The organism is Streptomyces sp. NPDC007095 (assembly GCF_040634475.1).
GTDB lineage: Bacteria > Actinomycetota > Actinomycetes > Streptomycetales > Streptomycetaceae > Streptomyces.
The window spans coordinates 1-2,099 of the sequence record NZ_JBEYFS010000428.1; the positions used below are offsets into that span (position 1 = coordinate 1).

1 pseudogene is annotated in these 2,099 nt (G+C 70.3%); it reads right to left on the reverse strand.

Going from position 1 to position 2,099, the window contains the following annotated elements:
* Positions 1-2,099, reverse strand: a pseudogene (locus ABZ656_RS56605) (hypothetical protein); the annotation flags it as partial.

The following is a 2,099-nucleotide window of genomic DNA, read 5'->3' on the forward strand; positions in this document are numbered from 1 at the left end:
TGCCGATACCGACGCCGCGCGTGAACGGCTCGAAGATGTGGCTGAAGGACCAGGTGTCCTGGGCGATGCCGGAACAGGAGTTGGCGCCGGCCGTCTCGGCCTCCCCCGTCGGCGCGGCAGCGGACGGGCCGGACCCGGCAGCGGACGGGCCGGACCCGGCGCCGGACGGACCGGACTCACCGACGGGCGTGCCCGGCTCATCCCCCGGTGAACGGAACTCGGCCGTGGACGTCCCGGACTCGCCTGCCGCGGGCCGCCACGGCGTCGCGGTCGCCCCCGACCGCTCGCCCGCACCATGGCCGTTGTAGGCGGCGGCCGGGCGGGGACGCACTGCCGGATCAGCGACGCGACCGCCCTCGCCGGTCCCCGAGAACTCACGATCGGGGCGCTGCCGAGCGGTCTGCTCGACTGCGTCCGAGTGCGCCGCCCGCTCGACGCGCGCCGCCTCGGCGCGGGTACCCACGGCGGGTTCTCCGGGCGCGTGGGTCGTAAGCCGCTCGGCCCCGGGGTAGCCCAGCGCCTCCTCCTCCAGCAGCTGCTCCATGGTCTGCTGTGGCCCTGGCGCGTCCTCCTCCGCAAAGGACACAGGGAACTCGTCACGGCTGATGTGCGGATCGGGGTAACGCAGCGTCCAGGTCGGGTTCTCGCGCCGCTGCCGGTACGCTTCCTCGGTCGCCCTGGCTTCCTCCGCCAGGGCCTCCCAGCGCTCTCGCGTCTCCTGAACCAGTTCCTCACGGACGGTGCCGACGTCATCGGGGCTCTGCTGCCGCGCCGTGTCCCAGCTCTCCGAGAACTCTTTTCGCAACGTTTCCAGGCCCTGCTCATAACCCGTGCGTGCGTGAGGCGACCTCAGCCCCTTCGCGTCCAGCCCGACGGACTTCTGGAGGTCCTCCAGCACCCACCCCTTGCCGGCGAAGTCGCGAAAGCTCCGCTGCAGCCCCTCTCGCCAGGCGGCCTGCGCAGCGGCGGCATCCTGCCGTTCCTGCACCGCCTGCGGCGACTCGTACTCGAACTCCGCCGTCCTGCGGGCCAGCGCGCTGGCGAAGGCGTCGTCCCCGTTCTTCTCCGCCTCCAGCCAGGCCGCCATGTCCCGCTGCTGCTGCGGGCGGTAGATCTCGTGATATCGCGTCGCGAATCCAGTACGGGCGCCCTGCGTCAGCTCATCGAACGTCTCATCACTCACCGCGTACTTCCTGGTGACGTGACCGGTCTCGCTGAGGATGGACGTCACGTCATGGAGCCGGACAGCCCCCTCCTGCAACGCCTGCTCCGCCCCCCGCTCGAACTGCAGGCGATCCGGCAGCGAACGGGCGGCAGGCTCGAAGTCCTCGTCGCGGAAGCTCTGTTCACGCTGGGCGAGCTGGCCCTCGCCCCACGCATACCGGTCCGGCCAGCCGACCTTCTCCCGGTAACCACGGGTGACCTCTGCACGGAAGTCGTCGAAGACACGGTCCGCGGCCGCACCACTCACGTCCAGTTCCCGGAACCGGGCCTCCGCCGCCCGCAGCTGCTGCTCCAGACCTATCTGGTACTCGAACCGGGCCCGCAGCTGGCCGTTCATCTGCTTATGCGCGCCAGTCAGCCGCTCGCCATAGTCGGCCCAGTCCTTGGCCGACCGCTCCCCGGGCGAAGGCGCGTCCTCGGACCCCGCCGCCTTCAGCAGATCCTCGTGGTACCCGGACAGCACCGCGGCGTCGTCCACGGCGTCGAACAGCCGATCGTCGTACCGCGAGACCCCGCGCCAGAAAAACTTGTCGGACTTGAGCATCTGCTCGGTCTCCGACCGCAGACCCTCTTCGACGACCTTGGCATCGAACCGCGCACGCCAGCGGTCGAACAGCTGGTCCACCGCCGGTTCGAGCTTGTGGCGGTTGTGCGTCCACTCGTCATGCGGGAGCCTGCGCGTCTCGGGGCCGTCCGAGTCGGGCAGGTTCCGGGTGGTCTCCGCGAAGTCCTTGGAGAACTCGGCCCGCGTTTCACCCAGGTACTTCGCGTCCACGCCCGACAGAGCACCGGCCCGGTTGAAGAGGTCATCCGCGGCGGCTTCAAGCTCCAACCGGGTAGGCAGCCCCTGGTTCAGCTCCTCGATCTGCGCATTG